This is a genomic window from Aggregicoccus sp. 17bor-14, from assembly GCF_009659535.1.
Classification (GTDB): domain Bacteria; phylum Myxococcota; class Myxococcia; order Myxococcales; family Myxococcaceae; genus Aggregicoccus.
Genome location: NZ_VJZZ01000007.1, coordinates 141,069 through 165,447, shown reverse-complemented (window position 1 = coordinate 165,447; position 24,379 = coordinate 141,069). Strand labels below are relative to the sequence as shown.

The 24,379-nt window shown below is 73.2% G+C and carries 21 protein-coding genes; 5 read left to right on the top strand and 16 right to left on the bottom strand.

Going from position 1 to position 24,379, the window contains the following annotated elements; genetic code table 11:
- From obgE to FGE12_RS15145, 10 genes are all read right to left on the bottom strand, one after another.
- Nucleotides 1-1,494, bottom strand: a complete 1,494-nt coding sequence (obgE, locus tag FGE12_RS15190) for a GTPase ObgE (RefSeq protein WP_153867189.1) — start codon at nucleotides 1,492-1,494, stop codon at nucleotides 1-3.
- 198 nt (nucleotides 1,495-1,692) lie between these two features.
- Entirely contained in the window at nucleotides 1,693-1,965 is a 273-nt protein-coding gene (gene rpmA, locus FGE12_RS15185; RefSeq protein ID WP_153867188.1) for a 50S ribosomal protein L27, read from the bottom strand.
- A gap of 105 nt (nucleotides 1,966-2,070) precedes the next feature.
- Nucleotides 2,071-2,379 carry a 50S ribosomal protein L21 gene (gene rplU / locus FGE12_RS15180; RefSeq protein WP_153867187.1) on the bottom strand — a complete coding sequence of 103 codons (309 nt, stop codon included), beginning with the start codon at nucleotides 2,377-2,379 and terminating at the stop codon, nucleotides 2,071-2,073.
- Between the two features lie 222 nt (nucleotides 2,380-2,601).
- Nucleotides 2,602-3,132: an FHA domain-containing protein gene (locus FGE12_RS15175; protein ID WP_153867186.1), complete on the bottom strand. Its 531-nt coding sequence runs from the start codon at nucleotides 3,130-3,132 to the stop codon at nucleotides 2,602-2,604.
- Nucleotides 3,129-5,093 carry a protein kinase gene (locus FGE12_RS15170; RefSeq protein ID WP_370458991.1) on the bottom strand — a complete coding sequence of 655 codons (1,965 nt, stop codon included), beginning with the start codon at nucleotides 5,091-5,093 and terminating at the stop codon, nucleotides 3,129-3,131. Before FGE12_RS15170 ends, FGE12_RS15175 begins: the two co-directional genes overlap by 4 nt.
- 129 nt (nucleotides 5,094-5,222) lie before the next feature.
- Nucleotides 5,223-6,656, bottom strand: coding sequence for an Asp-tRNA(Asn)/Glu-tRNA(Gln) amidotransferase subunit GatB (gatB, locus tag FGE12_RS15165; protein WP_153867185.1), 1,434 nt, complete (start codon nucleotides 6,654-6,656; stop codon nucleotides 5,223-5,225).
- Between the two features lie 10 nt (nucleotides 6,657-6,666).
- On the bottom strand, nucleotides 6,667-8,127 hold the full coding sequence (gene gatA / locus FGE12_RS15160; protein ID WP_194797903.1) for an Asp-tRNA(Asn)/Glu-tRNA(Gln) amidotransferase subunit GatA: 1,461 nt from the start codon (nucleotides 8,125-8,127) through the stop codon (nucleotides 6,667-6,669).
- 4 nt (nucleotides 8,128-8,131) lie between these two features.
- Entirely contained in the window at nucleotides 8,132-8,443 is a 312-nt protein-coding gene (gene gatC, locus FGE12_RS15155) for an Asp-tRNA(Asn)/Glu-tRNA(Gln) amidotransferase subunit GatC (RefSeq protein WP_153867184.1), read from the bottom strand.
- Between the two features lie 31 nt (nucleotides 8,444-8,474).
- Nucleotides 8,475-8,801: a zf-TFIIB domain-containing protein gene (locus FGE12_RS15150; RefSeq protein ID WP_153867183.1), complete on the bottom strand. Its 327-nt coding sequence runs from the start codon at nucleotides 8,799-8,801 to the stop codon at nucleotides 8,475-8,477.
- A gap of 44 nt (nucleotides 8,802-8,845) precedes the next feature.
- Entirely contained in the window at nucleotides 8,846-10,285 is a 1,440-nt protein-coding gene (locus FGE12_RS15145) for a zinc-ribbon domain-containing protein (protein WP_153867182.1), read from the bottom strand.
- 182 nt (nucleotides 10,286-10,467) lie between these two features.
- Here FGE12_RS15145 and FGE12_RS15140 point away from each other — a divergent pair, with 182 nt between their 5' ends.
- The 3 genes from FGE12_RS15140 to FGE12_RS15130 are packed head-to-tail and all read left to right on the top strand — an operon-like array spanning nucleotide 10,468 to nucleotide 15,119.
- Nucleotides 10,468-13,545 carry a DNA translocase FtsK 4TM domain-containing protein gene (locus tag FGE12_RS15140; RefSeq protein ID WP_153867181.1) on the top strand — a complete coding sequence of 1,026 codons (3,078 nt, stop codon included), beginning with the start codon at nucleotides 10,468-10,470 and terminating at the stop codon, nucleotides 13,543-13,545.
- A 45-nt stretch (nucleotides 13,546-13,590) separates the two neighbouring features.
- The gene (locus FGE12_RS15135; protein WP_153867180.1) at nucleotides 13,591-13,872 is read left to right on the top strand and encodes an antibiotic biosynthesis monooxygenase; all 282 of its coding nucleotides are present in this window, start codon (nucleotides 13,591-13,593) and stop codon (nucleotides 13,870-13,872) included.
- A 14-nt stretch (nucleotides 13,873-13,886) separates the two neighbouring features.
- Complete coding sequence (locus FGE12_RS15130) at nucleotides 13,887-15,119, top strand: class I SAM-dependent RNA methyltransferase (RefSeq protein WP_153867179.1); 1,233 nt, start codon at nucleotides 13,887-13,889, stop codon at nucleotides 15,117-15,119.
- Here the strand turns inward: FGE12_RS15130 and plsY are convergent.
- Nucleotides 15,116-15,694, bottom strand: a complete 579-nt coding sequence (gene plsY, locus FGE12_RS15125; protein ID WP_194797902.1) for a glycerol-3-phosphate 1-O-acyltransferase PlsY — start codon at nucleotides 15,692-15,694, stop codon at nucleotides 15,116-15,118. The two genes, FGE12_RS15130 and plsY, sit on opposite strands and share 4 nt — an antisense overlap.
- A 6-nt stretch (nucleotides 15,695-15,700) precedes the next feature.
- Nucleotides 15,701-16,129 (bottom strand): DUF2752 domain-containing protein, encoded by a 429-nt coding sequence (locus tag FGE12_RS15120; protein WP_194797901.1) that lies wholly within the window; start codon nucleotides 16,127-16,129, stop codon nucleotides 15,701-15,703.
- An 87-nt stretch (nucleotides 16,130-16,216) separates the two neighbouring features.
- Between FGE12_RS15120 and FGE12_RS15115 the strand changes: the two genes are divergently transcribed.
- Nucleotides 16,217-16,810 carry a DUF4920 domain-containing protein gene (locus FGE12_RS15115; protein WP_153867178.1) on the top strand — a complete coding sequence of 198 codons (594 nt, stop codon included), beginning with the start codon at nucleotides 16,217-16,219 and terminating at the stop codon, nucleotides 16,808-16,810.
- An 11-nt stretch (nucleotides 16,811-16,821) separates the two neighbouring features.
- Nucleotides 16,822-17,361, top strand: a complete 540-nt coding sequence (locus tag FGE12_RS15110; RefSeq protein WP_153867177.1) for a hypothetical protein — start codon at nucleotides 16,822-16,824, stop codon at nucleotides 17,359-17,361.
- Between the two features lie 204 nt (nucleotides 17,362-17,565).
- On the opposite strand, the gene FGE12_RS15105 is transcribed toward FGE12_RS15110, so the two are convergent.
- From FGE12_RS15105 to FGE12_RS15090, 4 genes are all read right to left on the bottom strand, one after another.
- Nucleotides 17,566-18,477 (bottom strand): hypothetical protein, encoded by a 912-nt coding sequence (locus tag FGE12_RS15105; protein ID WP_194797900.1) that lies wholly within the window; start codon nucleotides 18,475-18,477, stop codon nucleotides 17,566-17,568.
- A gap of 114 nt (nucleotides 18,478-18,591) precedes the next feature.
- Nucleotides 18,592-20,163: a radical SAM protein gene (locus tag FGE12_RS15100; protein ID WP_153867175.1), complete on the bottom strand. Its 1,572-nt coding sequence runs from the start codon at nucleotides 20,161-20,163 to the stop codon at nucleotides 18,592-18,594.
- A gap of 132 nt (nucleotides 20,164-20,295) precedes the next feature.
- A complete protein-coding gene (locus FGE12_RS15095; protein ID WP_153867174.1) occupies nucleotides 20,296-21,027 on the bottom strand; it encodes a hypothetical protein in 732 nt (243 codons plus the stop codon).
- Nucleotides 21,028-21,069: 42 nt separating this feature from the next.
- Complete coding sequence (locus tag FGE12_RS15090; protein WP_153867173.1) at nucleotides 21,070-24,282, bottom strand: TonB-dependent receptor; 3,213 nt, start codon at nucleotides 24,280-24,282, stop codon at nucleotides 21,070-21,072.
- Nucleotides 24,283-24,379: the final 97 nt, after the last annotated feature.

Below are 24,379 nucleotides of genomic sequence, written 5' to 3'. Positions count from 1 at the left end.
CTAGCGCCCCCTCCGCGAGGCCGTGCCCCGGCCCTTCTTGGCCGCCGCCTTCGAGGCCACCTTGAACGCCGGAGGCTTGTGCGCGGACACCTTGCGCGCCGGAGCCTTCTTCGCCGCCGCCTGCTTCACCGCGGCCACCTTCGCCGCCTTGAGGCCGCGCTTGGGCAGCGCCTGGCCTGCGCGCGTGGCCTTCTTCGCCACGGCCGCCGCCTTCGTGCGCCCCACCCGGTTCGTCTTCGAGGCCTTGAGGCCCGCCGCCGTGTTGCGCAGCGGCTTGCGCGCGCTCGCGCGGGGGCCCGCCGTCTTCGCCGCGGGGCGCGTGGAGGCCTGGCGCCCCTCCGCGTGCGAGCGCGCCGCCGCGGGCGCCTTCGCCGCAGCGGCCGGCTTCGCCGGAGCGGCCTTTGCTGCCGGAGCCTTCGCGGCCGCCGGCGCCTTCGCCGCGGCCTTGCGCGCGGGCGCCGGGCGCTCCACGTGCAGCTTGTCGGTGCGGCCGGTGAAGAGCACCTCGGCCACCGCGTCCATCAGCGGGCCCATCCCCTCGCCGGTGGCGGTGGAGACGGGGAACACCTGCAGGCCGCGCGCGCGCAGGGCCTTCTGCAGCGGCTCGAGCCGCTCCTCGCGCGCGTGCGTGAGGTCCAGCTTGTTCGCCGCCACCACCTGCGGCTTGTGGGCGAGCTCGGGGCTGTACTTCTCCAGCTCCCGGTTGAGGATGTCGAAGTCCTTGAGCGGCTCGCGCCCCTCGCCCTCGGCGCCCATGTCCAGCAGGTGCACCAGCACCTTGCAGCGCTCCACGTGGCGCAGGAACTGGTGGCCCAGGCCAACGCCCTCGCTCGCGCCCTCGATGATGCCGGGGATGTCCGCCATGACGAAGGACAGGTGGTCCTTGTAGGCCACGACGCCGAGGTTGGGCACCAGGGTGGTGAAGGGGTAGTCCGCCACCTTGGGGCGCGCCTTGCTCACGCGGCTGATGAAGGTGCTCTTCCCCGCGTTGGGGAAGCCCAAGAGCCCCACGTCCGCGAGCAGCTTCAGCTCGAGGCGCAGCGTGCGCTCCTCGCCCGGCGTGCCGTCCTGCGCGAAGCGCGGCGTCTGGCGCGTGGAGGAGGCGAAGTTCATGTTGCCCAGGCCGCCGCGGCCGCCCTTCGCCGCCACGTAGCGCTCGCCGTCCTCGCTCAGGTCCGCGAGCAGCTCGTCCGTGTCCGCGTCCTTGATCAGCGTGCCCACCGGCACCTTGAGCACCAGGTCCTCGGACGCGCGGCCGTTGCAGTCGCTGCCCATGCCGTGCTCGCCGCCCTTGGCGCGGTGGTGCTGCTGGTAGCGGTAGTCGAGCAGCGTGGTGAGCTGGCTGCTGGCCTCGAACACCACCGAGCCGCCGTCGCCGCCGTCGCCGCCCGAGGGGCCGCCGCGCTCGATGTACTTCTCGCGGCGGAACGCCACCGCGCCGTTACCGCCGTCGCCGGCCTTCACGAAGATCCGGACCTCGTCGACGAATTTCATCTGCAGGCCTTGGCGGGCTCCCCCTGCGCGGCGCGCGGCGGGCGGCCCGGGGAAGCGGGTGAGCCACAAACGCAGAACGGGCCGCTCTCGCGCCGCCGGCCCGTTCCCCTTCTCAGGAGGACGTGCGCGGGGCCAGGAGCGACCCGCTCGTGCTGGGACGCGAGGCGCGCCGCGCGAGAGCGGCGAGCCCGGTCGGAACTACGCCTGGGCGACGGCCTCGGCGGGGTACACGGAGACCTTCTTGCGGTCCTTGCCCTGGCGCTCGTACTTCACCACGCCGTCCACCGTGGAGAAGAGCGTGTAGTCACGCCCCAGCTTCACGTTGGTGCCCGGGTGGATCACCGTGCCGAGCTGGCGCACGAGGATGCTGCCCGCGCTGACCGTCTCACCGGCGTAGACCTTGACCCCGCGCCGCTGCGCATTCGAGTCGCGGCCGTTGCGAGAAGAACCCTGTCCCTTTTTATGAGCCATGACACCTGTCCCTGCGTGCTGAAGGTCCGGAGCTGTGGCGCGCAGTCCCCTCCTCGCGGAGGGGCAGGTGCGCGCCGGGCACCCCGGCCGTGAAAATGACCGGCTTTAGCCGGAGATGGAGGTGACCTTCACCTCGGTGAACGGCTGACGGTGGCCGCGGCGGCGGGTCCAGCCCTCCTTCTCCTTGCGGAAGTGGAGGACGCGACGGGCCTTGTCCTGGCGGAGGATCGTCCCCACCACCTTGGCGCCCGCCACGGTCGGCTTGCCGATCTTCGGGCTGTCGCTGCCGCCCAGAAGAAGGATGTCATCGAACGTCACGTTGGCGCCCACGTCCCCGGCGACCTTCTCGATCCGGAAGACGTCGCCCTCGGCAACGCGGTACTGCTTCCCGCCCGTGCGAATCACAGCGTACATCGTCAAACCCCTGGTCGATTCGGGTCGTGAAACCCGTAGCTCCACGCGCGCATTTCGAGAGGGACAGAGCCACTCCTGATCGCGCAAAGGACGGCGGACATAAGGGATAGCGGCGGGCGAGTCAAGCAGATGCGGCCACTTCGCCCCCCTGCCCCGCAAAGGCCCTCCCTTCCGGGGCGCCTGCCTCCCCTCCAACCCGCCCGGCAGCCTGCCCGGCCGGGATCAGGGTCGCGGCGCCGCCACCCCCCGCAGCCGCTCCAGGAGCCCCTCGGGGGTGTAGAAGGTCAGGCTCACCTGCGCCGCCTGCAGCCGGGCCCCTGACGCGAGCGCCTGCGGCTGCCCCGGGGCGAGCCGCACCCCGTCCAGCCAGCTGCCGTTGCGGCTGCCCCCGTCGCGCACCGTCCACCCGCCGCCCGGCGCCCCTCCCGGCTCGCGCAGGAAGAGCAGGTGGACCGAGGAGAGGGTGCCGTCGTTGATCACGAGCTCGCACTCCGGCGCGCGCCCCAGCCGCACCCGGCCCGGCGCGTCGGGGCGCCCCTCCAGCGCGAGCGCCAGCGCCTCACCGGCGCGCGCGTCCGCCGCCACCTGGGGCAGCGCCACCACCGTGGTGGTGCTCTTGCCCGGCGGCCGCCATGCGCCCGGCTCCCAGAGCACCCACGCATGCGGGTGCGCGCGCACGAAGGCCTCCGGGCCGGCGGCTCCCCCGGCTCCCGGGTACGTGCGCGCCAGCTGCGAGACGAGAAAGCTCTTCATGCAGACCCCCGCGCGGCGAGCTGCCGCTTGAGCGCACGGTAACGCTGTTGCAACTCCAGGTGCAGGGGGTCCAGCGCGAGCGCCCGCTCATAGCTCTCCAGTGCACGCGCCGCCTGGCCGTCCTTCTCGAAGGCCTGGCCCGTCAGGAGCAGCACGTGCGCGCGGCCCGCCGCCGCCGGGCTCGCCGCCAGGTGCTCGCCGCGCAGCGCCTCCAGGCGCGTCACGGTGAGCCCCGCCGCGATGCAGGCCGCCACCCCGCGGTGGTTGCCCCGCTGCGCGTCGTGGAGCGCGCGCCGCTCGGCGTTGCCCAGCTGCTCTCCCGCCTCGCGCACCCGCGCGAGCGTGGCCTCGGCGGCCGCGCGCTGCGCCGCGGGCAGCGGCCGCTTGAGCAGCGCCTCCAGCTCGCCGCGCGCCTCGCGCGCCCGGGCCCGCACCGCGTCCTGCGAGGCGTCCTGCGGCAGGGCGAGCAGCACGTAGGGGTCCGAGCCGCCGCGGCGCCGGTAGGGCTCGAGCGCCGCCGCGAGCGCCGCGTCCTCGGCGGGCTCCGGGGCCGCGGGGGGCGGAGGCGGGGGCGCGTCCCCCTTGAGCAAGAGGCCGATCGCCGCGCGCAGCGCCGGGGTCGCCTCCACCAGCTGCAGCGCGAAGCCGGGCGCCATGCCCCACGCCTTCGACTGCTCGGGCGGCACGTGGCGCACCACCTCGCCCGTCAGCGGCAGCTCGGTGCTCGCGAGCTCCAGGGTCACCTCCACGCGCGCGTGCAGCGGGGGCAGGCTCGCGTCCGTCGCGAGGAACAGCCCCCCGCGCGACAGCTCCGTGCAGCGCATGCGCACCGGCGCGGCCACGCCCGGCAGCCGCACCCGCGCGGGCACCGGCTGGAAGGCGCGCGCAGGCGGGGGCGGCGGCGCGGCCACGGGCGGGGGCGGCGGCGCGGGGGCGCGCGCGGGCGGCGGCGCAGCGGCGAGGCTCGCCTCGAGCGCGGCGCGCATCGCGGCGGCGTCCGGGTAGCGGTCCTCGGGGCGCTTGGCGAGCGCGCGCAGCACCACCTCGGAGAAGGCCCGGGGCACGCGCGGGCTCACGTCGCTCGGGTTGGGCGGCGCCTGGGTCTGGTGCGCGAGCAGCTGGCCGGTGAGCCCGCCCGCCTCGAAGGGCAGCCGCCCGGTGGCGAGCTGGAAGGCCATCACCCCGAGCGCGTACAGGTCCGCGCGCCCGTCCACCTCGCCCGCGGTGCTCTGCTCCGGCGCCATGTACTCGGGCGTGCCCACCACCAGCCCCACGCTGGTGCGCGCGCGCGTGGCGCGGTGGTAGAGCTTGGCGATTCCGAAGTCGAGCACCTTCACGAAGCGCTCGTCCCTCCCGCGGCGGGTGAGGAAGATGTTCTCCGGCTTCAGGTCGCGGTGCACGATGCCCTGCAGGTGCGCGGCCTGCAGCGCGTCGCAGATCTGCGCGAGCACCGGCACCAGCACCTCCACGTCCAGCGCCCCGCGCTCGAGCAGCTGCGCGAGCGACTGCCCCTCCAGGTACTCCATGATGAGGTAGGGGCGCTCGCGGTCGGCGCACAGGTCGTAGATGCTGACGATGTTCTCGTGCCCGATGAGGTTCACCGCGCGCGCCTCGGCGTAGAAGCGCGCCACCAGCTGCGGGTCGCTCGCCAGGTGCCGGTGCAGCACCTTCACCGCCACCCGGCTCCCGATGGCCGTGTGCTCGCCGAGGTACACCGAGCCCATCCCGCCCTGCCCCAGCAGCCGCACCAGCCGGAAGGAGCCCAGCTGCGCGCCCACCATCGTGGGGCGGCTCCCCGCGACCTCGTCCACGAAGCCCCCGGAGCCCCCCGGCAGCTCCGTGGTGAAGCTGTGCATCGGGGTGTCCGGCTGCGTGCGCACGCCGCCCGTCCACACGCACGGGGCGCTCGCCGCATGGGCATGGCCACACAGCGGGCAGACGGTGACGGGCGAGGACGACACGGGCGGGGAGCTCCTGCGGCGCTCACTCCCCGCAGGGCGGCGGGGAGCACGGGCGAGCGCTGGGGGCGGATAAAAACAGACTCACCCCTACCTTGACCAGCCAGGGCTCCCCGGGCAGGCGGGCAGGCGCTACTCGCCGAGCCGCTGGCGCAGCAGCGCGTGGACCACTGCGGGGTTTCCCTTGCCCCTCATCGCCTTCATCACCTGGCCCACGAGGAAGCCGTACACCTGCTTCTGGCCCGCGCGGTAGCGCTCCACCTCGCCCTCGCTCTGCGCGAGCACCGCCTCCACCACCCGCTCCACCTCGCCCGCGTCGCTCACCTGGGCGAGCCCGCGCTCCTGCACGATGGCCTCGGGGGCCCGGCCCATGCGGAACATCTCGGCGAGCACGTCCTTCGCCGCGCTGCCGGAGAGCGTGCCCGCGGCGACGAGGTCCAGCAGCGCGCCCAGCTGCGCCGGCGTGAAGCGCAGCTGCGCGAGGCCGCCTCCCCCTTCATTGAGCAGGCGCGAGAGCTCTCCGAGGAACCAGTTGGCCACGCGCCGCGGGTCCGGGTGCGCGGCGACGCAGGCCTCGTACAGGTCCGCGAAGGCGCGCTCGGCGGTGAGGGCGCGCGCGTCCTTCGGCGAGAGCGCGTACTGGCGCACGAAGCGCTGCAGGCGCGGGCGCGGCAATTCCAGCAGCGCCGCGCGGGCCTCCGCGAGCTGGGCGTCCGTCACCTGCAGGGGCGGCAGGTCCGGCTCGGGGAAGTAGCGGTAGTCGTGCGCCTCCTCCTTGCTGCGCATCGCGCGGGTCTCGCCCCGCTGCGCGTCCCACAGCCGGGTCTCCTGCACCACCTGCCCGCCGCCCTCGAGCAGCGCCACCTGCCGCGCCACCTCGTACTCGAGGGCCTGCTTCACGAAGCGGAAGGAGTTGATGTTCTTGAGCTCCGCGCGCGTGCCGTACGCGCTCGCGCCCCGGCGCCTCACGCTCACGTTGGCGTCGCAGCGGAAGCTCCCCTCCTCGAGGTTGCCGTCGTTGACGCCCAGGTACACGAGCACGTCGCGCAGGCCCTTGAGGTACTCCACCGCCTCGTCCGCGTCGCGCAGGTCCGGCTCGCTCACGATCTCGATGAGCGGGATGCCGGCGCGGTTGAGGTCCACGAGGCTCTCTCCCGCCTCGTGCACGCTCTTGCCCGCGTCCTCCTCCAGGTGGATGCGGCGGATGCGCACCGTGTGCTCGCCCGCGGGCGTGTCGAAGGCGAGCTGCCCCCACTCGCACAGGGGCCGGTCGTACTGGGTGATCTGGTAGCCCTTGGGCAGGTCCGGATAGAAGTAGTTCTTGCGGCTCCACGTGCTGGTGCGGTTCACCCGGCAGCCCAGCGCGAGCGCGGCGCGCAGGCCCAGCTCCACCGCGCGCCGGTTGAGCACCGGCAGCGCGCCGGGCATCCCCAGGCACACCGGGCAGGTGTGGTGGTTGGGCGGCGCGCCGAACGCGGTGGAGCAGCCGCAGAAGATCTTCGTCTGCGTGAGCAGCTGCGCGTGTACCTCGAGTCCGATGACCGGCTGGAAGTCCGTGACGGGCATGGCGCTCTCCCTAGAGCGGCGCGAGGCGGCGCGCGCAGTCGTGCTCGCGCTCCAGCGCGCGCGCGGCGCGCAGGAGCGTGGCCTCGTCGAAGGGGCGCCCCAGCAGCTGCAGCCCTACCGGCAGCCCCGCGCCGGTGAAGCCGCAGGGCACGGAGAGGCCCGGCAGCCCCGCGAGGTTGCACGGCAGCGTGAACACGTCCAGCAGGTACATGGACAGCGGGTCCTTCACCTCGCCGAGCCGGAAGGCGGGCACCGGGCTCGTCGGCGAGACGAGCGCGTCCACCTGCGCGAAGGCCCGGCGGAAGTCCTCGGCGATGAGCGTGCGCACCTTCTGGGCGCGCAGGTAGTACGCGTCGTAGTAGCCCGCGGAGAGCGCGTAGGTGCCCAGCATGATGCGCCGCTTCACCTCGGGGCCGAAGCCCTCCTCGCGCGTGCGCGCGTAGAGCTCCTGCAGCCCGCGCGCCCCTTGCGCCCTGCGGCCGTAGCGCACGCCATCGTAGCGGGCGAGGTTCGCCGAGGCCTCGGCCGGGGCGATGAGGTGGTAGGTCGCGAGCGCGTACTTCGTGTGCGGCAGGCTCACGTCCACGAGGCGCGCCCCCAGCCGCGCGTACGTCGCGAGCGCCTCCTGCACCCGCGCGCGCACCTCGGGGTCCACGCCCTCTGCTTCGAAGTACTCGCGCGGCACGCCCAGGCGCAGCCCCTCCACCCCCACCTCCAGCCCGGCCGCGTAGTCGGGCGTGGGCACGGCCGCGCTGGTGGAGTCCTGCGGGTCGTGCCGGGCGAGGATCTGGAGCAGCGCAGCGGCGTCCCCCACCGTGCGGGTGAGCGGACCCACCTGGTCCAGCGAGCTCGCGAAGGCGATGACGCCATGGCGGCTCACCCGCCCGTACGTGGGCTTGAGCCCGACCAGGTTCGTGAGCGCCGCGGGCTGGCGGATGGAGCCGCCCGTGTCCGTGCCCAGGCTCGCGTACGCCTCGCGCGCGGCCACTGCCGCCGCGCTGCCGCCGGAGCTTCCGCCCGGCGAGCGGGTGAGCTCCCACGGGTTCCTGCACGGCCCGTACGCGCTGGTCTCGCTCGAGGAGCCCATCGCGAACTCGTCCTGGTTGAGCTTGCCCAGCAGGGGCAGCCCCGCCTCCTCCAGCAGGCGCACCGCGGTCGCGCTGTAGGGCGGCACGAAGCCCTCCAGCGCGCGCGAGCCGCAGGTGGTCTCCAGCCCTTGCGTGAGCAGGTTGTCCTTCACCGCCACCGGCACCCCGTCCAGGGGGCCGCGGGGGCTCCCTGCGGCGCGGCGCGCGTCGCTCGCCTCGGCGGCCGCGAGCGCCCGCGCCTCGTCCACGCACAGGAAGGCGCCGACCTGGCCATCCACCTGCGCGATGCGCGCGAGGCAGGCGCGCGTGGCCTCCACCGAGGAGGTCTCCCGCCGCGCGAGCGCCTGCGACAGCTCGAGCACGCCGAGGTCCGTCAGCGCCACGGCGTCACTCCAGCACCCGGGGGACGCAGAAGCGGGTGCCGCTCCGCTCGGGCGCGTTCGCCAGCGCGGCCTCCGGCGGCAGCGAGGGGCGCACCGCGTCCTCGCGCAGCGGCGGCGCGGGCACGGCACCCGCGAGCGAGGCCGCGAGGCCCGCGTGCGAGGTGGGCTCGACGCCGCTCACGTCGAGCCCCTGCAGCTGCTCGGCCGCCTCGAGGATGGCCGAGAGCTGCTCCCGGTAGGCCTCCTCCTCCCCGGGCGTGAGCGCGAGGCGCGCGAGGCGGGCCACGTGGCGCACCTGCTCGAGGGTGAGGCGCATGCGGGGTCCTCCCCGGCCCGCCGCCGGGCGGCTACTTGCGGATGAGGTTCAGCACGGAGCGCATCACGGCGCCGCGCTGCGGGTGCTGCTCGTGCGCGAGGAGCTTCTCGAGCTCGCCCGCGTCCAGCCACATCCCGTGGCAGTGGAAGCAGGTGTCCACCTCCACCTCGCCGCGCTTGAGGCTGTGCAGGTCGAAGCCGCAGCGCGGGCACTTCATGTGGTGCAGCTGGCGCAGCGCCTCGCGCTCCTTCTGCGCGGTCTCCTGCGCCTGCTGCAGCGCGAGCTTGCGCTTCTTCTCGATGTCCTCGCGCGCGAAGTACTCGTCTTCCTGCGTCGAGGGCTTGTCCAGATCCGACATGGGCTCGTCCTTCCGGAGTCGTCGTGGTGCTGCGGGTGGGTGTCCTAGTCCTTCTTCAGCCGCTCGAGCGCGTTGCGCGCGGCGCGCGCATCCGGCCCGTCCGGCATCACCTGGAGGTACTGCTCGTAGTAGCGCTGGGCGTTCGCCTTCTGCCCCTGCGCGCGGTAGGTCTCCGCGAGCCCCATCAGCGCCGCGCCCGACTTGGGGTCCAGCCGCAGCGCCTGCTGGAAGGAGCGCTCCGCGAACACGAAGCGCCCCTGGTCCAGGTACGCGAGCCCCCGGCCCACGTGCGGCTCGGGGCGCGTGGGCTCCAGCTCCTGGGCACGCGCGTACGCGAAGAGCGCCGAGTCCGGCCGCTCGCGCATGCGCAGCCGGTCTCCCTGCGCGATGTACGTGGCGAAGTCCTTGCCCTGCGCCGCGGCGCTGCCGCCGTCCACCCCTGCGCCTGCGGGCGGAGCGGGGGTCGCCACGCGCACGCCGGCATCCTCCGCGGCGCTGCTGCCCGCGTCGGCGGCCGCGGAAGCCTCGGCGAGCCCGGCATCGGCGGCGCCCGCTGCGGCGAGCGCGCCGGGAGCCGCTGCGCCCTGCGCGGGCGCGCCCCCGTCCTCGGTCGCTCCCGTCGCCTCGGTCGTTCCCGCCGCCTCGGGCGCGGCAGTCGCAGCGGCCGCGGGGGCCGGGGAGGCATCGGGCGCCTCGGCCGGGCGCGCGGCGGGGCGGGGCGGCGGGGGCGCGACGGGCGGGGCCGCGGACTCGCGGGGCTCCCACAGCTGCGTGTACGCGGCGTAGGCACCGGCGCCCAACACCGCGAGCACCAGCAGCCACAGCAGCGGACGCGCCCCGCTGCGCTGCTCGGGCGCCCTGCGCTCCGCGGAGCCGCTGCGCACGGCCGCCGCCTCGCGGCGAAAGGGCGCCTCGGCGAGCGGCTCGCTGCGGGCGGGGGGCGGCGCGGCGGCCTCGAGCGGCTCGGCGGCCGGGGGCGGCGCGGTGGCGGGACGCGGCGGCGGCGCAGCGGGAGGCGGCTGCGGTGCGGCCTGCGCAGAGGCGGCGGCGAGCCCTGCCGCGCGCTGGGCCTCGTCCACCACCTGGAAGAAGCTCGCCAGCTCGGCGATGTTGCCCAGGCGCTTCCAGCTCTCGCCGGTGAGGGAGATCTCGTCGTCGCGCGTCACCTTGCGCTCGACGATCCACTTCTGGAGCGTGGTCAGCTCACGGAAGGTCAGGACGGTGCCGCTCGCCTGGCGCACCCGCCACTCGCGCGTCTTCTCGGGCGCAGCGCTGGCGCCGCCGGTGGGCGCCGCGGTGAGGGGCGTGGCGCTGCCGGCCTCGGCCCCGCCGCCGGCCTTCACCGGCACGGTGACCACCAGCGCCTTCTTCTTCACCATGAAGACGTGCTGGCACGTGGTGCAGCGGACCGTGACACCCGCTTCGGTGATGCGCGCGTCGTCGAACTCGTATTCGGTCTTGCACCGCTCGCAACGTACGTCCATGCACCCCGCCTGCCCGGAAGCGACCGGGCGCACCATACATTTTCCACTGCGGCCTGCAGGCACAAAGTGCGCCCTCCCGGGCGCCCTGTGACCTGGCCGGAAAATTGACCCCTCCCCCCCTGTCCCTACACTGCCGGGCGTTCGCTACAGCTTGCTACGGGAAGTTACGAGGGAAGCACACCATGACGGCCAAGAAGGCGAGGGCAGACAAGGGCGTCCTCTCCCGGCAGGAGATTGCCACGCGTCGCAAGGCGCTGCAGGAGAAGAAGATGCAGACGGGGGGCGCCGGAAAGCGGGCCCTGGTCGGCGTGTTCCTCCTCGCCGGCTCGCTGCTCACCCTGCTCTCCGTGGCGACCTACGACCCGCGCGACCGCGTGGGCCCCGGCTTCCACAACTCGGTGGGCCCGGTGGGGCACCTGCTCGCCAGCGGCCTGCGCGGCCTGCTCGGGCTCGTCGCCTACCTCGTCCCGCTGTGCGGCCTCTACGCCTCGGGGGTGCTCTTCGTGGGCAACCGCGAGCGCCGGCGCTGGCCGCAGGTGCTCTCGCTGGGGCTGCTCGCGCTCAGCGCCGCGGTGCTCGCGCACATCACCCTCGCGGATCAGCCGGGCTGGTCGCACCCGCCCGGTGGCGCCATCGGCGCGGGGCTCGCGGGCCTGCTCGAGGGGCTCTTCTCCACCGTCGGCACCGTCATCCTGGTGACGGCCGTGTGCATCGCCGCGCTCATCGTCGGCACCCAGTACACCTTCCTGCGCCTGTGCTCGCTCGCCTGGGAGGCAGCGGGCGTGCTCGCGCGCCGCGCGGGCGTCGCCTTCGCGGCCTTCCTCGAGCAGCAGAAGGAGGCCCACCGCGAGCGCCAGGAGCGCGCGGCCGCCGCGCGTGAGGAGGAGGCCGCGTTCCTCGCCCAGCTCGAGGCGGACGAGGAGGAGCTGCTCGAGGCCGAGCGCGAGGCGATGGAGGCCGAGGCCATGGCCGAGGAGGCCGTGCGCCTGGCGAAGGCCACCGAGGACAAGAAGGCGCTCGAGCGCGGCGAGAAGGAGAAGAAGCCCGCGAAGGAGCCGCGCCAGCTCGCGGCCGGGGCCGCTGCCGTGGCCGCGTCCAACGTCGTCTCCCTGCCCGCCCCCGCCTCGCTCGCCGAGCGCCGCCCGTCGCCCGGTGCGGACCCCGCGTGGGCGAGCGCCCTCGCCCCGGTGCAGGCCGCGGCCCTGCCCGCGGCGGAGGCCGAGGCGCCCCGGAAGCGCGAGCGCAAGGCGCCCGCCATCGTCACCGCGCCCGCGGCCCCGGCGGCCGCCAGCATCCCTGCCGCCACGCTCGCGGCCGCGAGCGCCGCCGTCGCGCCCGCCGTGGCGCAGCTCGCGGCGGAGCCCGCCGTGGCGGTGGCGAGCACCGCGCTCGCTCCCGTCGCCCCGCTGCCGCCCCCGCCCGCCGCCGCCGCGCTCGCGCGCATGCCGGTGATCGTGGAGCCCAAGGCCCCGCCCAAGCCGACCAAGAAGGCCGAGGACTTCGAGTTCGTCGGCGACCGCAAGAGCTTCACCCTGCCCCCGCTCGACGTGCTCGAGTGCGACAAGCAGGAGCGCGGCGAGCTGGACAAGGACGCGTTCCTCGTCACCGCGGAGAAGCTGCGCGCGAAGCTCGCGGACTTCGGCATCGTGGGCGAGGTGGTGGAGATCCGCCCCGGCCCCGTCGTCACCATGTACGAGTTCCTCCCGGGACCCGGCATCAAGGTGAGCAAGATCGCCGCGCTGCAGGACGACCTCGCCATGGCGATGGAGGCCATGCGCGTGCGCATCGTCGCGCCCATCCCCGGCAAGGGCGTGGTCGGCATCGAGGTGCCCAACCGGGACCGCGAGACCGTGTTTCTCAAGGAGGTCGCCGAGCAGGACGCGTTCCGCCAGAGCGCGAGCCGCCTCACCATGTGCGTGGGCAAGGACATCGAGGGCATGCCCTACGTCCTGGACCTCGCCAAGGCGCCCCACCTGCTCATCGCGGGCACCACCGGCTCGGGCAAGTCCGTGGCCGTGAACTCCATGATCATGAGCATCCTCCTCAAGAGCACGCCCGAGGAGGTCCGCTTCATCATGGTGGACCCGAAGATGCTCGAGCTCTCCGTGTACGAGGGCATCCCGCACCTGCTGCTGCCCGTGGTGACGGACGCGAAGAAGGCGGCGCTCGCGCTGCGCTGGGCCGTGGAGGAGATGGAGCGGCGCTACCACCTGCTCTCCGAGGCGGGCGTGCGCAACATCGCCGGCTACAACAAGTTCGTGGAGAGCAGCGCCACGGTGGTGAAGCCGGTCGAAGGCAAGAAGGCGCAGAAGCCCAAGAAGAGCGCGCTCATCATCGACGTGGCCGAGGGCGAGACCGAGGACGAGGCGCTCGCGCGTCAGGCGACGGAGGGCGTCTCCGCCCCCGGCGTGGCCGCCCCGCGCGACGAGCCCGAGGACGTGCGCGAGGCGCTCACCGGCGCCCCGGCCGAGGCGCCCGACGCCGGCGATACCAACGACGACGCGCTGGATGCGGCGATCGACGCGGCGGCGGACGGCGACGCGAGCGCGGCGGAGCGGAGCGCCTCGGAGAAGAAGGAGCTCAAGAAGCTGCCCTACATCGTGGTCATCATCGACGAGCTCGCGGACCTCATGATGGTCGCGAGCCGCGAGGTGGAGACCTACGTGGCGCGCCTCGCGCAGATGGCGCGCGCCGCCGGCATCCACCTGATGGTCGCCACCCAGCGCCCCTCCACGGACGTGGTCACCGGCATCATCAAGGCCAACTTCCCCACCCGCGTGAGCTTCATGCTGCGCTCCAAGCCGGACTCCATGACCATCCTGGGGACGGTGGGCGCGGAGGCCCTGCTCGGCATGGGCGACATGCTCATCATGCCGCCCACCAGCGCGCACCTGCAGCGCGTGCACGGCGCCTACGTGTCCGAGGGCGAGATCAAGAAGGTCGTCGACCACCTCAAGGCCCAGGGCAAGCCCGTCTTCGACGAGTCCATCCTCAAGCCGCGCGACGAGGACGTGGAGGCCGGCGGCGAGGAGGACGAGCTGTCCGACGAGCTCTACGACCAGGCGCTCGCCACCGTCAGCGAGATGCGCGCCGTCTCCATCTCCATGCTCCAGCGCAAGATGCGCATCGGCTACAACCGCGCGGCGCGCATGATCGAGCGCATGGAGCGCGACGGCGTGGTCGGCCCCGCGGACGGCGCCAAGCCCCGCGAGGTGCTCATCCGCCAGGTGGGCGAGATGCCGGGCGCAGGCGCGATGTAGCGCACGGGGCGCGCGCCCCCTGGGCGCGCGCTACCCTCCTCCGCCATGATCGTCGCCATCTCCCGCTTCCGCCCCCCGCCCGAGGACGCCGAGCGCCTGGTGCAGCAGTTCGAGGCCCGCACCCGCGCGGTGGACGGGCACCCGGGCTTCCTCGGCCTCGAGGTGCTGCGCTCCTTCGAGCCCGTGCCCGAGTTCCTCCTCGTCACCCGCTGGGCGGACCGCGAGGCGCTGCGCGCGTACATGAAGAGCCAGGACTTCCGCACGGTGAAGGCGCAGAGCACCGCCCAGGACGCGAGCTTCTCCATGTACGAGGTCGTCGCGTCCTGAGATAAGGCCAGACCATGGCCGAACGCCTCGCCCTCTTCGCCACCACCGCCCGCGGCACCGAGGACCTCCTCGCGGAGGAGCTCGGCGAGCTGGGCGCCAAGCGCATCCGCCAGGACCGCGGCGGCGTGCGCTTCATGGCCTCGCTCGACGAGGCCCTCAAGGTCTGCCTCTGGAGCCGCATCGCGATGCGGGTCCTCTACCCGCTCGGCGAGTTCGAGGCGCGCGGCGCCGAGGGCCTCTACGACGCGGTGGCCAGCGTCCCCTGGGAGCAGCACCTCACCCCCGGCCACACCTTCGCGGTGGAGGCCACGCTCAAGGACAGCGAGCACAGCCACTCCGGCTTCGTCGCCCTCAAGGTGAAGGACGCCATCGTGGACCGGATGCGCCAGAAGACGGGCAGCCGGCCGGACGTGGACACGAAGCACCCGCACGTGGGCGTGGTCGCGCACCTCGTGAAAGAGCGGCTCTCGCTCTCGCTGGACCTGTGCGGTGAGCCCCTGCACCGGCGCGGCTACCGCGTGCGCCCCACCCCCGCGCCGCTCAAGGAGACGCTCGCCGCGGCGCTCCTGCGCAGCAGCGGCTACACGGGCGCCGAGCCCCTGCTGGATCCCATGTGCGGCAGCGGCACCCTGCTCATCGAGGCGGGCCTCATCGCGCGCCGGCGCGCCCCCGGCATCGCGCGCGACTTCGCGGTGGAGCGCTGGCCCTTCCTCGGCACCCGGGCGAAGGAGCTGCTCGAGGACCTGCGCGCGGACGCGCGGCGCAACGAGCGCAAGGTGGAGCAGCCCATCGTCGGCTACGACAAGGACCCCGAGGCCGTGGAGGCCGCGCGCCGCAACGTGCGCGCCGCGCGGCTCGCCGAGGAGGTCCAGGTCTCCGAGGGCGACGCGATGAAGCACTTCGAGGTGCCCGCCTCGCCCGGCCTGCTCATCACCAACCCGCCCTACGGCGACCGCATCGGCGGCGCCGGCGGCCAGAAGGGGATGAAGAGCTTCTACTTCAAGCTGGGCGAGCGGCTGCGCGAGCTCACCGGCTGGCGCATCTACGTGCTCAGCGGCAACCCCGCCTTCGAGAGCGCCTTCCACGCCCGCCCCGTGAGCCGGCGCGACCTGTGGAACGGCCCCATCCCCTGCGCGCTGCTCGCCTACCGCCCGGTGTACGTGCGGCCGGACGCGGCGGCTCCGGGGACGCCTGGGCCGATGGAAGGGACGCACGAGGCGCCCCCGAAGGAGCCGGGAGAGGCTTAGAAGCGCCGCTCGCTGCGGCGCACGATGCGCGCGATGTTGCCGCGGTGGGTCCACACCACGAGCAGCAGCAGCAGCATCGCGAGCAGCACGTACTCGGGGGCGCGCGCGGTGGCCACGGCCACCGCCACCGCCGTCAGCGCGCCGGCGAGCGAGCCCAGCGAGCTGACCCGCCGCGCCGCCACCACCGCCACGTAGACGACCGCGCCCGCGAGCGCCGCCTGCGGCACCAGCGCGAGCAGCACGCCGAGCGCCGTGGCCACGCCCTTGCCGCCGCGCAGCCGCAGCCAGATGGGGTAGACGTGGCCGAAGAAGGCCGCGAGCCCCACCGCCGCGTGCAGCGCGGGCGCCGCGGGCTGCAGCTGCACGCTGAGCAGCACCGGCAGCGCGCCCTTCAGCGCGTCGAGCCCCAGCACCACCGCCCCCAGCCGCTTGCCCGCCACGCGCGTGACGTTCGTCGCGCCGATGTTGCCGCTGCCCGCCGCACGCACGTCCACCCCGCGCCGCCAGCGCGTGAGCAGCACCCCGAAGGGCACCGAGCCACAGAGGTAGCCGAGCAGCAGGAGGGAGACGGACACGGGGGCCTAGAGCAGGTGGGGGAACTTCGCCTTCATCACCACCCAGGCGTAGTTGACGACGAAGAGGACCAGCAGCGTCGCCTTCAGGGCGGAGGCCTCGCGCGCGCTGAGCTCCACGCGCGGCAGCGGCAGCTTGAAGGCGAGGTGCAGCAGCGCCGCCACGGCCGCGAGCGCGAAGAGCAGCGCCGCCACGGTGCCCAGCGGATTGACGGCCCACGCCGCGGCGAAGTGCAGGTGCGCCACGTGGTCCGCCACCCGGGTGAGCCCGCAGCCGGGGCAGGGCCAGCCCGTCCGCTGGCGCAGCACGCAGCCCCAGAAGGGCACGAGGCGCGCGACCGGGATGTAGCGCGCCACGAGCAGGCCCACGAGGCCCACGAGGCCGAGCACGTCGAGCGCCTCGAGGCGGCGGTTGGGGGCGGGGAGGTGGATCTTCACGGTGGTTGCCAGTCTAACCGGCCCGGGCGCGCAGTTCAGCCCCGCGGGTTGCCCGCGTGCGGGCGGCTGCGCTAAGGGCTGTGGGTCATGAAGACCCTGCGCGCCGCCCTGCTCCTCCTGGTCGCCCTCCCCCTCCCCCTCGCGCTCGCGGCCCCCAAGGCGAAGGCGCCGGCGGCCGCGCCGACTGCTGCCCCCGGCCACGCCCACGCAGAGGGCGGCGAGTGCCACCATCCTCCGGAGCCGGCCAAGGCGGCGGCGGCGAAGGCGCCCGCGGCGGGCGAGGGCTGGGTGCTCACCCGCGGAGAGCCCCTGAAGGGCGCGCCCACCGTGACGCTCGCCGAGCTGCTGCGCGCGCCCGAGGCCCACGCCGGGAAGAGGGTGCGGGTGGAGGGCCAGGTGCGCCGGGCCTGCGAGCGCAAGGGCTGCTGGCTCGAGCTGGCCGAGGGAGCCTCGGGCTCCAAGGGCCCGGGCGTGCGGGTGACCTTCAAGGACTACGGCTTCTTCGTGCCGCTGGACTCTGCGGGCGCGAGCGCCCGGGTGGAGGGCGTGGTGCAGGTGGCCGAGCTCTCCGAGGCGCGCGCCCAGCACTACACCTCCGAGGGCGCCACCGTGCCGCGCGGCGCGGACGGCAAGCCGCGCGAGGTGCAGCTGGTGGCGAGCGGCGTGGAGCTGCGGCGCTAGGCGCGCGGGCCATGGCGCGCAGCTTCAGCATGCGCGGCGTGCAGGGCGCCGCGGACCGGGCCGTCCAGCACGTGCGCAGCCACCTGCTCGCGCAGGCGCCGGGCTCGCGCGTGCACGACGTCCAGGAGGACCCGCGCTTCCAGCACCGCGGCGTGGACCTGCTCTGGGAGCTGCCCACCGGCGAGGTGCGCGGCGTCGAGGTGAAGGGCGACCGCCAGCCGCGCCGCCGCAACTACTTCTTCGAGCTCGTCTCCAACGTGGAGCGCGACACCCCGGGCTGCTTCCTCTACAGCAGCGCGGACCTGCTCACCTACGTCTTCCTCGCGCAGGGCGAGCTGCACCTGCTCCCGCTGCGCGCGGTGCGCGAGTGGTTCCTGCCCCGCGCGCGCCTCTACAGCCTCAAGCGCGCGTTCACGCAGACCGGCGCCGTGCGCTACACCACCGTGGGCGCCGTGGTCCCCGTGCGCGAGGTGCTCGAGGCGGTGGCGGAGGTGCAGGTGGTGCGCCTGCCGCGCGCCACAAGCGCGCCGCCCTCCCCCGCCGCAGCCTGAGCGACGCGGCCTCGCGCGGCGCCCTCGCCGCGGCGGCGTGAGCTGCAGCTCCGCGCCTGGCTGCGCGAGCGTTCCCGGCGCCGCATCGGTGGCGACTGCGCCCGCAGGCGCGGCGGCCCACGGGGCGTCCCGCCGGTCCGCGGACTTGGGAGCGCCCCGGGGTGACCGGGCGGCGGCTCGCCGCCGGTCGGTGCGGCCGCAGCCTCAGCCGTGGCGGTGCCGGTGGCCGGGATGGGCCGCGTCGTGCGCCTGCTCCAGGCGCTTCTGGTCCTTCGCCAGTGCGGCGAGTGCCGCGCGATCGTCGAGGGCCTTGTAGGTGTGCTCCAGCCGCGCGCAGAGGTCGAGCGCGAGGTGGTAGTCCTTCTCCGTCTCCGCCTCGGCGAGCAGCGCCTTCGCGGCGGCCGCCCCCTCGGGGTACGCCTCGAGGTGCAGCAGGCCGTCGGTGGCGAGCAGGCGGCTGTCGCGGCTGCGCCCGGCGTCCGCCGAGAGCGCCACGAGCGAGGCGATGGCCGGGTCGCGCTCCCCGCGCGCCGCGCGCACCACGGCGCTCGCGATGCCCTTGCGCGCCGGGAGGAGGAACTCCTCCAGCTCGGCGAAGGCCTCCGCGTCCGCCACGTGCCCCTCCTCGGCGAGCGCCTCGGCCAGCTCGTCGAACAGCTCCACGGCCTCCTCGTCGAAGGCGCCCAGCGAGTCCTCGAGGAAGCTCTCGTCCGGGGAGCCGTCCGGCGCGAGCGGCATGCGCGCGCGCGCCTTGCCGAAGGCCTCGAAGGCGGCGGCGACGGGCGCTCCGGCCTCGCCGTTGATGCGCATCGCGAGCGCGTTCATCAGCGCGGCGAGCGCCTCGGCGAAGTCCTCGGGCGACAGCTGGTCCGGCACCCAGCGGCGCCACAGCTCGGCGGCGGCGTGCGCCGGGAAGGAGGCGAAGGGCCCCGTGCCCTTCCAGCCCTCCTCCCACTCCTCGGCGATGCCCGAGGGGTAGGACGACTGGGCGCGCTGCCGGAAGCCCGCCTCGTCCACCGCGACGCCGTAGTGGGCGAGCGTGCCCACGATGGCCTCGGTCGCGTAGCCCCCCAGCCCCTGCTTCTGCCACGTCTTCTCCACCCGCTGCGTCGTCACGCGCTCGCCTCCTGGCACCGGCCCCCGCTGCGCCAGGGGCTCCGGGCGCGCCTTCTAGCAGCCCTCCAGGGGCGCGGGGGACCTTCGGCGGGGGGAAGCGGCCCGGCCGCCCGCTCAGGCGGCGGGAGCGGCGCCAGGGGCAGCGCTGGCGGCGCCCGGGGGCGCCACGTTCGGCACGGTGGGCCAGACGGTGGCCTTGCGCCGCCCGTCCTCCACCCGGCGGGCGAGGTACGGCGTGCAGCCGCGCTCCTGGAAGGCGCGCTTGTAGGCGGCAAAGGAGCCGCCGGCGCGCCACGCATCCATCGCGGCGAGCCCCGCCTCGGGGCCGCACTGCGCGAGCATGTACTCCACCCAGGCCCAGCGGGCCGAGGTGGGCCGCACCTCGGCGCGCCCGCGCAGGCCGCGCCGCAGCCGATCGAGCCGGTTCTCCACCTCGCGGATGCCCGCGAAGGGCGCGCCGTCCAGCGGCGTGTTGCGCTTGGCCACGAAGGGCGCCACCCCGAGCGAGAGGGGCAGGATGCGGCTGAGCTCGGTGGTGAAGCGGATGAGCTCGTCGATGTCCGCGTCCTCCTCCAGCGGCAGGCCCACCATGTTGTACACCTTCAGCTGCTTCATCCCGGCGGTGCGCGCGAAGGTGGCCGCGCGCACGATCTGCTCCTCGGAGTGCTTTCGGTCGATGAAGTCGCGCATGCGCTGGCTCGCGCCGTCCGAGGCCACGGTGAGGCTCTGCGCCCCGCCCGCGTGCAGGGTGCTCACGAGCTCCTGGGTGAGCCGGTCGGCGCGCAGCGAGGAGACCCCCACCTCACGGCCGGAGTCCACGAGCGTGCGCAGCAGGGGCACGATGCGCGGGTGGTCCGTCACCGCGGCGCCCACCAGCCCCACGCGCCGGGCGGCCTCGGGCACGAGCGAGAGCACCCGCTCCGGGGGCACCGTGCGCATGCCGCCGTTGGTGGTGCGGCGCATCACGCAGTAGTGGCAGCCGCGCGAGCAACCGCGCTCCGGCTCGATGAGGAACATCGAGCGCAGCTCGGTGTGCGGCGTGATGATCTGCGAGCGCGCCGGGAGGTTCGCGTCCGTGGCCTTGGCCACGTGGTAGCGCACCCCGCCGCGCCCCGGCACGAGGAAGCCCGGCGTGCGCGCGAGCTGCGAGAGCAGCTGCTCGCGGGGCGGGTGCGCGCGCGCCGCCTCCAGGAGCGTGTGCACGAGCTCGTCGGCCTCGCCCTGCACGAGCACGTCCACGAAGGGCTCGAGCGGGTCGGGGTTGGAGAAGGTGAGCGGCCCGCCCGCGACGATGAGCGGATGGCCCTCCCCGCGCGCCTCGCGCAGCACGGGGATGCCCGAGAGCTCCAGCATCTCGAAGAGGCCGCTGAGCTCCAGCTCGTAGGCCACCGAGAACGCGAGCATGTCGAAGCCGGAGACCGGCGCCTGGGACTCGTAGGTGAACAGCGCCGTGCGCGTGCGCCGGTAGGCCTCCACGTCGTCCGGGAGGAAGGCGCGCTCCGCCGTCGCCCCCGGATGCGCGTGCACCTCGCGGTAGATGGTCTGGTAGCCGAGCGAGCTCATGCCGACGTGGTAGGGGCTCGGGTAGCAGAGGGCCACCCGGTAGGGGGCCTCCTTGCGCAGGGTCCCCTGCTCGTCCGCCAGGCGGGTGCGGACTGCGTCGACGAGTGCGTAGCGGCCTTCCAAATGCGCTCCTGGCCCCCGGCTGCCGGGGCCCTGCTGTGGGTTGCTGGACTGCATAAACACCTCGGCCCCGGAGGGCCACTCCCGCGAGGGAGGGGCATCCGGGGCCGAGGCGCTACCGACAGGCTGCGACGCTTACTGGTCGCCGCCGGTCTTCACGAAGTCATCACCCTTGATCACGCAGGTGAGCAGCGTGGGGGAGCAGGTGACGCCACCCGCCTTGACCACGTCCGGGTTGATACCCGTGTCGGTCGCCTGGCAGACGGTGTCGTCCGGCTGCAGGTGGCCCTGGGCATCCTTGACCGGCTTGCCCTTCGCATCCACCAGGGTGCAGTCCACCGCCGGCCAGATGCCGAGCATCTTGTAGCTCACGCTGCAGGCGCCGTTCGCGATGGTCACGTCGCCCTTGAGCTGCGTGCCCTGGTTCGCGGCGCTGACGTAGGTCTGCACGTTGCTGAACGTGTAGGTCGTCGTGCCAGTCGTCGCGTCCGTCTGGGACACCGTCGTGAGCTGCGGGACGGAGCAGGTGTTGTTGGCGTCCGCCGCGTCGGTGGCGAAGGCGCCGACCGCGAACTTGTTGCCCGTGCTGGTCACGTTGCCATCGGCGTCGAAGGTCAGGGCGTTGCCCGGACCAATCGCGATGGAGGGACGCTCGCCAGTGGGCGGAGCGTACGTGGACAGCTGCATCAGCTCGCCAGGGCTGACGTCGCAGCCGGCAGCCGGGGTACCCACCGGGGTGTACTTCACCGCGAAGGGAATGTTCGCACTCGCCGCACGGCAGGTCACCGCCGCCTGCTCAGTGTCACAACCACCGAGCAGGGAGAGGGCGCCCACCGCGAGGAGGGACTTCATAAGACGGGTCTTCATCTGTGGTCTTTCCTCGATGTCCTGTGAAGTTCCAACCAAGACTTAGAAGGTCACCTTCGCCCCGAAGCGGACGGAGCGAGGCGCCTGGTAGGCCGTGGCGTTGCGGAAGTTCGGGTTCAGCTCGTTGTCGGTGTAGCCCTGGTCGAGGAAGCACTGGTGAACCGCGTCCTCGGTCTGCGGGTTGCCCGTGCAGGGCGTGACGGGGAGCGCCGTGTAGGCCTGGTCAACCGACGTCGCCGTCTGGAAGTTGAACAGGTTGAACACGTCCACGCCGACGGTGATGAGGTTGTTCTCGCTCAGCTTGTAGTTGAGGCCGAGGCGACCATCGATGTCGTTGCGCCACGGGGTGCGACCCGCGATGCCGCGCTCAGCGAGGAAGGCCTCCTGGGCGCCGTAGACCGGGTGCGCGCCCAGGTAGCTGATGGGCGTGCCCGTGCGGCCACGGTAGGTGGCGCCGAGGTTGAAGCTGAACGCGTCGGTGAGGACGAACTCCTTCGCCGCGAACACCTTGATGCTGTGCGTACGGTCACCGGGCAGACGGCCGGTGCGGTTCGCGAGCAGCGAGATGAGGTCGAAGTCGGAGTTGATGTTCGGGTCCAGCTGGCCCGTCTCGGGACGGAACAGACCGGCGTAGTTACCCTCGAGCTTGCTCCAGGTGTAGCTGACCTGGGCGAGCCACAGGTCGGCGAAGGTCTTGTCGAAGAAGACCGTCACCGCGTCGTAGTCGCGCGTCGCCTTGGGGAAGTCCGAGGCCACGCCCGTACCCGGGTTGCCGATGAAGTAGGTGTTCGCCTCATCGCGGCTCATGTCCTCGATGACCTGGTTCATGTAGCGGCGGGTGTAGCTCGCACCGAAACGGCCGTTGCTGATCACCTCGTACTCGGCGCCGACCACGAACTCGTCCGAGCTCTGGGGCTTCAGGTCGGGGTCCACAGGGCTGCGGACACCGCCGGTGGGCGAGAGGAACTGGTTCGGGTCGCTGTCGTCGCTGATCGGGCGGAGGCTGCCCGGACCGATGTCGAGGCAGCTGCCGGTCGCGGCGGAGATGTCCACCACGCCGTTCGCGGCGGTCATGTTGCAGCCAGCGCCGCCCACGCGGTTGTGGCGCATGTACGCCTGGCGCTCACCGGGGAACTGACGGTCGGCCAGGTCGAGGGGAACCTGCTCGTAGAAGCGCGCGTAGTTCGCGTAGATCTTGGAGCGGCCCTGCTGGGTGAAGTCGTACAGGACGCCGACGCGCGGGCTCCACTGGTTGCCCAGGTTGAGCGCGAGGATGTCGTCATCGCCGTACATCTTCTGCTGGTCGTAGCGAACGCCGGCGTTGATGGTGAAGAGGTCGAGCACGCTCCAGCTGTCCTGCAGGAAGCCACCGATGGTGGTGCTGGTGGTGGTCGCCGGCACGGACGCCTGACGGGTGAACTGGTTCGGACCAGTCAGGTAGCCGTAGTTGCGGATCTCCTCGAAGTAGGCGCCAGGCGCCGCGCCCGAGCGGATCTGCTCGCGCAGCCAGGTGGTACCGGAGTACGCCTTGTTGCGGTCGTAGTTCAGGTACTCGAAGTCCACGCCGGCCTTGAACACGTGACGGCCCGCGAGGGTGGCGAGGTAGGTGCCCACGCCCTTCGCCTGGTAGCGGTCGAGCTTGTCCTCGGTGATGAAGCCGGGGCCGCCCACCGCGTACGAGGTCACGGGGCAGAGGTTGCTGCCGCCGGGGCCGGTGCAGGCCGCGACCACGTCCGCGTTGTTGGCGTACTCGAAGTCGGTGACGCGGTACGCGCCAGCGCCCGAGCCGCGGAACTGCACGAGCGGCGTGGCGGACAGACCCTGGCCGTCACCCACGGAGGTGCCGTCCACCGGGAGGATGTCCGCATCCTGGTGGTGCCAGCCGGCCGTCACGTCCAGGAGGAACTTCTTGTCCATGAACGAGGACGCGGTCTTGAGGGCCACGTCGAGGCTGTTCGCCTTGTTGATCGTGGACAGCGCGCCGAACACGCCGTTCACGCCCACGGTCGCCGTGCCGTCCTGGTTGTCGAACGGGAAGCTGCTGCTGCCGCCCGACTTCGAGGGCGAGCCGTACACGGACAGGCTGATGTTGTGATCCTGGTTGATCAGGTAGGTCAGCTTGCCGATGTACTGCAGGGTCTTCTGGTCCGCGAAGCGGTTGATGGTGGTGCCCGGGACGCGCTCAGAGGCGAAGAGGCTGCGCGCCGTGAGGGTGCCGGAGGAGCCCGGGATGCGGAGCAGGCCGTTGAAGCAGTTGTTCGTGCCGTTCGCGTCCGTGCAGGGGATGCGGTGGTTGACGTTGCGCTCCTCGTTGAACCGCGTGAACGAGGGGGCCACGCCCGCGTAGAACCACAGCTTGTCCTTGAGGATGGGACCGCCGAGCTCCGCACCGAAGTCACCCAGGTTGTGCAGGGTGGAGGTGTTGGAGAAGGCGCTCGCCTGGGAGACGACCGGGGTCGCCGTGCCCTCGAGGCTGCCGGGGGTGAAGTTCGCGAACACCGAGCCGTGGAACTCGTTGGAGCCCGACTTGGTCACCGCGTTGAGCACGCCACCGGTGGAGCGGCCGTACTCGGGCATGTAGCCGCCCGTGATCACGTTCACGTCCTGGATGAACTCCACGGACAGCGGGGTGCCGAGCACGCCGAAGCCGGGGTCATTGACGGACAGACCGTCGATGACGAAGGAGTTCTCGGGGGACGTGGTGCCGCTGATGGACACGCCGTACTGGTCGGCGTTCGCGCCCGGGGCGATGTCCGCCAGGGACTCGAACGAGCGCGCCGCGCCGCCCTTGCCCGTGGGGCGCACCACCGCGATGTTGCGCACGAAGTCCGCGCCCACGTTGACGCCCGTGGAGGTGGAGCCCACGTCGATGGTCGGCGCGGTACCCTGCACCACCACCGTCTCCTGCAGGCCCGTCGGCAGCAGCTCCACGTTCACGCGGATGGTGCGGTCGACGCGCAGCTGGATGCCGGAGCGGCTGTACGGCTGGAAGGACTCCTTCTCGAACCGCAGGCTGTAGTTACCAGTCGGCAGCTGGGGAATACGGTACTGGCCCTGCGCGTCAGTCACAACGACCTGCTCACCCTGAAGGTTGGGCGAGGTCGCAGTCACCACCACGTCGGCCGCGGGCTGCTTGGTTGAAGCGTCGCTCACCGTACCGGTGATGACGCCGCTCTGGGCATGAGCCGCGGTGCCGAACAGCAGGCCCGCGACCAGGAACGCTCCGGTTGCCCGGAGTACACGAGTCAATTGCATACCGAAAACCCCTCCAAGGTGAACGGCTACAGCGTGCTACCGGGACAGCGACTGCTGACTAGCTGAAGTGGCGGTCTCCTGATCCTGAAGACGCCAC